Source organism: Micromonospora sp. URMC 107 (assembly GCF_051386315.1).
Classification (GTDB): Bacteria; Actinomycetota; Actinomycetes; order Mycobacteriales; family Micromonosporaceae; genus Micromonospora.
Genome location: NZ_JBPQTK010000214.1, coordinates 1 through 5,659, shown reverse-complemented (window position 1 = coordinate 5,659; position 5,659 = coordinate 1). Strand labels below are relative to the sequence as shown.

Genomic DNA, 5,659 nt, shown 5'->3' with positions numbered 1-5,659 from the left:
GGGGTGGGGGGGTCAGTCCTTGGGGCCGCCGGCCACGTAGATGACCTGGCCGGAGACGAAGGACGCGCCCTCGCTGGCCAGGAACGAGATGGTGTGCGCCACGTCCTCGGGGCGGCCGACCCGGCGCACCGCGATCTCCGACTCGGCGTGCTTCTGGAGCGCCTCGAAGTCGACCTTCATCCGGGCGGCGGTGGCGGCGGTCATGTCGGTGACGATGAAGCCGGGCGCGACCGCGTTGACGGTCACCCCGAACGGGCCCAGCTCGATGGCGAGGGTCTTGGTGAAGCCCTGGAGGCCGGCCTTCGCCGCGGCGTAGTTCGCCTGGCCCCGGTTGCCCAGCGCCGAGGTGCTGGACAGGTTGACGATCCGGCCCCACTTCGCCTCGACCATGTGCTTCTGGGCAGCCTGGCTGAACAGGAACGCGCCGCGCAGGTGCACGCCCATGACCGTGTCCCAGTCGGCGTCGGTCATCTTGAACAGCAGATTGTCGCGGAGCACGCCGGCGTTGTTGACCAGCACCGTCGGGGCGCCGAGTTCGGCGGCGACCCGCTGCACGGCCGCCTCGACCTGGGCCCGGTCGGACACGTCCGCGCCGACACCGAGCGCCCGGCCGCCGGCGGCGGCGATGGCGTCCACGGTCTCCTTGGTCGCCGACTCCTCGATGTCGACCACGGCGACCGCGAGGCCGTCGGCCGCCAGCCGCCGGGCGGTGGCCGCCCCGATCCCCCGCGCCGCCCCCGTGACGATGGCGACCCGCTGCTCCTCCGACATGCCTACCTCCCGGTAACCTGCGCTCGATCGAAGGAGCTTAACCCAGCCGTACGGCGGCGCCGGCCGGCGCGGGACGCCGTCACGAGCGCCGTCCGACTACTCTCCCGGCCGTGGAGGCTGTGGAGATCGAAGCACCCGTCGTCGGCGTCACCGTCTATCCGGACCGGGCCCGGGTCACCCGGCGGGGCAGCGCCCGGCTGGCCGCCGGTGAGCACCGGGTACGCATCGCACCGTTGCCGCTGGGCCTGCGGCGGGACTCGCTGCGGGTCGGCGGTCGGGGCGCGGCCACGGTGCTCGGCGTGGACGTCACGACGTGGCGGCAGCCGCGCAGCACCGACGGGCAGGTCCGCGAGCTGGAGCAGCGCGACCGGGAGCTGGCCGACGAGCTGGCCGAGGTCGAGGACGCGTGCGAGGTCGAGACGCAGCGGGGGCAGTTCCTCACCCGGCTGGCCGACCGGGCCGGCGGCACGTACGCCCGCGCGCTGGCCTCCGGTGACGCCGCCCCGACCGACGTGGCCGCCTTCGCCGACTCGGTGGCGGGCCAGCTCGCCGACTCCCAGCGCCGCCGTCGTGCCTTGGCCCGGCGGCGTACCGACCTGACCGAGGAGCTGGCGGCCGTCAAGCGGCAGCTGGACGCCACGCGCGGCAAGCGGAAGCCGGACCAGCTGGTCGCCGAGGTGACCGTGTCGGTGGACGCCGACGACGACGAGCTGGACCTGGAGCTGAGCTACCTGGTCGACGGTGCCCGCTGGCAGCCCTCCTACGACCTGCGGCTGGTCGACGACACCATGACCGTCACCTGGTTCGGGCTGGTCAGCCAGGACACCGGCGAGGACTGGCCGGAGTGCGTGCTCGAACTCTCGACGGCCCGGCCGGCGGCGGCGACCCGCGTACCCGAACTGACGCCCTGGTACCTCGACCGGGCCCGGCCGCTGCCGCCGCCGATGCCGATGGCGGCGTCGGCGAGCTTCGGCGCGATGCCGCCGCCCCCGGCGCCCGGCGCGGCGCCCTCCGGCGCGGTGGCCCGGTCCGCCCCGCCACGCGCCGAGGTGCGGCAGAGCGCGGCCACGGTCGAGCAGGGCGTCGCGGCGGCCACCTACCGGCCGGCGCGCCCGGTCGCGGTGCCGGCGGACGGCAGCGCCCACCGGGCCACCATCGCCGTGCTGGAGCTGCCGGCCCAGCTGGACCACGTGACCGTGCCGGTCCGCGCGACCGAGGCGCACCTGCGTGCCACGGTCCGCAACACCTCGCCGCACACGCTGCTCCCCGGCCCGGCGGCGGTCTTCCACGGCGCCGACTTCGTCGCGGCCACCCGGCTGCCGACGTGGGCGCCCGGTGAGGAGACCGAGCTGGCGCTCGGGGTGGACGACCGGGTCCGGGTGGAGCGGAAACTCAGCCGGCGCGCCGAGACCCGGGCCACGCTCGGCTCGACCCGGCGACGGGACGTGGAGTACCGGATCAGCGTCGCCAACCACACGCCCCGGCCGGCGACCGTCGAGGTCCGCGACCAGCTGCCGGTGTCCCGCGACGAGGCGGTGGTCGTGCGGGAACCCACCCTCGTCCCGCCCCCGGCCGAGCGCACGGAGCTGGGCGAGCTGACCTGGCAGCTGCGGCTCGGGCCGGGGGAGAGTGGCGAGATCACCATGGGTTTCCGGGTCGAGCTCGCCAAGGGGGTCGAGCTGGCCGGCTGGCGGGAGTGACCGCTCAGAGGCCACGCCCACGGCAGAGGCGGATCCACCGGTAGCCGTGGCCGGCCACCTTGAGGCGGTCCAGCTTGCCGACCTCGCCGTAGTTGCGGTCGGCGAGGACGTCGATGGGCAGGTCCGCCTCCGGCTCCAGCGTGCTGAGGTCCACCTCGGCGTCGGTGGTGCCGAGGTTGTGCACGAAGACCATCGTGCCGGTCCGCCCGTCGGCCCGGTGCGCCAGCACACCCGGCGGCATCGCCACGTCGATGTGGGTGGTCGAGCCCGAGCCCACCTCGGGGGCCTCGCGGAGCGTACGGATCATCCGCTCGAACCAGGCGAGCAGCGACTTCGGGTCACTGCGCTGGGCGGTCACGTTGACCTTCTCGTACGAGAAGTCGCCCTTGTCGATCACCGGGCGGACCAGCTTCTCCGGGTCGGCCGTGGAGAAGCCGGCGTTCGGCTGGTACGACCACTGCATCGGGGTGCGGATCGCCTCCCGCCCCGGCAGCGACAGATCCTCCCCCATGCCGATCTCCTCGCCGTAGCGCAGCACCGGCGTGCCGCGCAGCGAGAACTGCAGCGCGTACGCCAGCTCGATGCGGCGGCGGTCGTTGCCGAGCATCGGGGCGAGTCGGCGCCGGATGCCCCGGTCGTAGATGCGCATGTTCTCGTCCGGGCCGAACTCCGCGTACACCTGGTTGCGCTGCTCGGCGGTGAGCCGGGAGAGGTCGATCTCGTCGTGGTTGCGCAGGAAGGTGGCCCACTGCCCGCCCTCGGGCAGCGCCGGGGTGTCCCGCAGCGCCTCGATGATCGGCTCCGGGTCCTGCCGGGCCAGGGCCAGCATCAGCCGCCCGTTGAGCATGAAGTCGAAGAGCATGTGCAGCCGGTTGCCCGAGCCGCCGCTGTCGGCGAAGAAGGTCGGCAGCTGGTCGGGCTCGACGTTGGCCTCGGCGAGCAGGACGGCGTCGCCCCGGCGCCACTGCACGTGCTGGCGCAGCTCGGTGAGGAACTCGAAGTCCTTCGGCGAGTTCGGGTTGCCCGGCTCGGTCAGCTCGATGATGAACGGCACCGCGTCCATCCGGAAGCCGGAGACGCCGAGCTGGAGCCAGAACGAGACGATCTTCTTGATCTCCTCGCGGACCGCCGGGTTCGTGAAGTTCAGGTCCGGCTGGAACTTGTAGAACCGGTGGTAGTACCAGGCCTTGGCGGTCCGGTCGTAGCTCCACGTCTCGTGCTGCTCGCCGGGGAAGACCATGCCCTGGTGCCGGTCGCTCGGCTCGTGGTCGGACCAGACGTACCAGTCCCGGTACGGCGAGTCGGGCGAGGAGCGGGCGGACTGGAACCACGGGTGCTCGTCCGAGGTGTGGTTCACGACCAGGTCGATGATCACCCGGATGCCGCGGTTCTGCGCCTGGTGCAGCAGCTCGGCGAAGTCGCCCAGGGTGCCGAAGCGCGGGTCGACGTTGTAGAAGTCGGTCGCGTCGTAGCCGTCGTCCCGGTTGGGCGACGGGTGGATGGGGTGCAGCCAGAGGCAGGTCACGCCCAGCCGGGCGAGGTAGTCCAGCCGGCCGATGAGCCCCCGGATGTCACCGACCCCGTCGCCGTCGGAGTCCGCGTACGTGTCGATGTCGAGGCAGTAGACGACCGCCTCCGAGTACCACCTGTCAGCCATGCCTGGCTAATGTCTCCGATCCCAACGTCCGGCAAACGCCGACGTCGGCCCGGCGGCCCACGCAGGCGCCGGTCGCGCCGGTCGCGCCACCTCGCGGGCCGGCGGTACGGTCGCCGGCATGGGCAACGCGGAGCGGACGGTCGACTGGGCCGAGGGTGAGTGGTGCAACGAGCCGGTGCGGGTCGAGAGCGGACGGGCGGGCGAGCTGCTGGTGCAGCCGGCCGAGGGCAGCGACCTGTGGCGGCACACCTCGTACGGCTTCGTCCACGACGACGCCCCGGCGCTGCTCGCGCCGCTGCCCGTCGGCGAGGCGGTGGAGGTGGCCTTCGTCCTCGACTACGGCGAGCAGTTCGACCAGGCCGGCGTGCTGGTGCGGGTGGACGAGCAGAACTGGGTCAAGGCGGGGGTCGAGGTCAGCGACGGCCAGCCGCAGGTCGGCGCCGTGGTGACCCGGGAGGTCTCCGACTGGTCGGTCGCCCCGGTGCCGCTGTGGGCCGGGCGGGAGGTGACCGTCCGGGTCAGCCGCGGCCGGGACGCGCTCACCGTACGGGCCCGCTCCGACGACGAGCCGTGGCGGCTGGTCCGGCTCGCCCCGCTGGCGCCGGAGGCGGTGGCGACAGCCGGGCCGTACTGCTGCTCCCCCACCCGGGCGGACCTGCGGGTCCGGTTCACCGGCTGGCGGCGGGGGCCGGCCGACGCGGCGCTGCACCCGGAGGGCTGACGGCGCTGCACCCGGAGGGCTGAACCGGGTGGCCCGACTCACGGGCAGGTGTGACGGCCGGGCCGAAGGGTAGAGGAATCTGATCCGCACCCCGCCGAAAGGATCGCGATGGCACTCGCCGAGAACGTCGACCCGACCGAACTCGGCGGCCTGACCGGGTGGGTGGCGGGAGTGATCGACGCCGCCGGCGCCATCGGGGTGGCCCTGCTCGTCGCCCTGGAGAGCATCGTCCCGCCGATCCCGAGCGAGATCGTCCTGGCGATGGCCGGCTACCTGGCCAGCGAGGGACGGTTCAACGTCGTCCTGGTGGGGCTCGCCGCCACCGCCGGTTCCCTGGCCGGGGCACTCGTCCTCTACTGGCTGGGCGCGGCCGCCGGGGAGGACCGGCTCAAGCGTTGGCTCGACCGGCTGCCCCTGGTCGACCTCGACGACCTGGAGCGGGCCGACCGCTGGTTCGAGCGGCACGGCCGCTGGGCGGTGCTCTTCGGCCGGATGATGCCGGTGGTACGCAGCCTGATCTCCATCCCCGCCGGGGCCAACCGGATGCCGCTGCCGGAGTTCATCGCGTTCACCACGCTGGGCAGCGGCATCTGGAACGCGCTCTTCGTCGGCCTGGGATACGCGCTCGGCTCCCGCTGGCAGCAGATCGAGCAGTACAGCAAGTGGTTCGACTACGGCATCATCGCCATCTTCGTCGTGATGATCGGCTTGTGGGCGGTCAAGAAGACCCGTCGCCGCCGCGCCCGCCAGTAGAGGACGAGTGCCCCGGCCAGGGAACCGGCGGTGGCGGCGAGCCCCACCAGGACGACG

The 5,659-nt window shown here is 73.3% G+C and carries 5 protein-coding genes; 3 read left to right on the top strand and 2 right to left on the bottom strand.

Annotated elements, in window-relative coordinates; translation table 11 throughout:
* Positions 1–12: 12 nt before the first annotated feature.
* Positions 13–771, bottom strand: coding sequence for a 3-oxoacyl-ACP reductase FabG (gene fabG / locus ACSNN9_RS27525; RefSeq protein WP_357878123.1), 759 nt, complete (start codon positions 769–771; stop codon positions 13–15).
* A gap of 119 nt (positions 772–890) precedes the next feature.
* Here fabG and ACSNN9_RS27520 point away from each other — a divergent pair, with 119 nt between their 5' ends.
* Positions 891–2,471 (top strand): DUF4139 domain-containing protein, encoded by a 1,581-nt coding sequence (locus ACSNN9_RS27520; RefSeq protein WP_436676201.1) that lies wholly within the window; start codon positions 891–893, stop codon positions 2,469–2,471.
* 4 nt (positions 2,472–2,475) lie between these two features.
* Here the strand turns inward: ACSNN9_RS27520 and ACSNN9_RS27515 are convergent, their stop codons facing one another.
* Positions 2,476–4,128, bottom strand: a complete 1,653-nt coding sequence (locus tag ACSNN9_RS27515; RefSeq protein WP_436676200.1) for an alpha-amylase family protein — start codon at positions 4,126–4,128, stop codon at positions 2,476–2,478.
* 118 nt (positions 4,129–4,246) lie between these two features.
* On the opposite strand from ACSNN9_RS27515, the gene ACSNN9_RS27510 reads away from it, so the two are divergent.
* Both ACSNN9_RS27510 and ACSNN9_RS27505 read left to right on the top strand, forming a co-directional pair.
* A complete protein-coding gene (locus ACSNN9_RS27510; RefSeq protein ID WP_436676199.1) occupies positions 4,247–4,849 on the top strand; it encodes a DUF1349 domain-containing protein in 603 nt (200 codons plus the stop codon).
* 108 nt (positions 4,850–4,957) lie between these two features.
* A complete protein-coding gene (locus tag ACSNN9_RS27505; protein WP_436676197.1) occupies positions 4,958–5,602 on the top strand; it encodes a DedA family protein in 645 nt (214 codons plus the stop codon).
* The last annotated feature ends 57 nt before the right edge of the window (positions 5,603–5,659 follow it).

Coding starts and splice junctions, on each gene's coding strand:
- fabG (WP_357878123.1), bottom strand. CDS start 771: ATGTCGGAGGAGCAGCGGGTCGCCATCGTCACGGGGGCGGCGCGGGGG.
- ACSNN9_RS27505 (WP_436676197.1), top strand. CDS start 4,958: ATGGCACTCGCCGAGAACGTCGACCCGACCGAACTCGGCGGCCTGACC.
- ACSNN9_RS27515 (WP_436676200.1), bottom strand. CDS start 4,128: ATGGCTGACAGGTGGTACTCGGAGGCGGTCGTCTACTGCCTCGACATC.
- ACSNN9_RS27510 (WP_436676199.1), top strand. CDS start 4,247: ATGGGCAACGCGGAGCGGACGGTCGACTGGGCCGAGGGTGAGTGGTGC.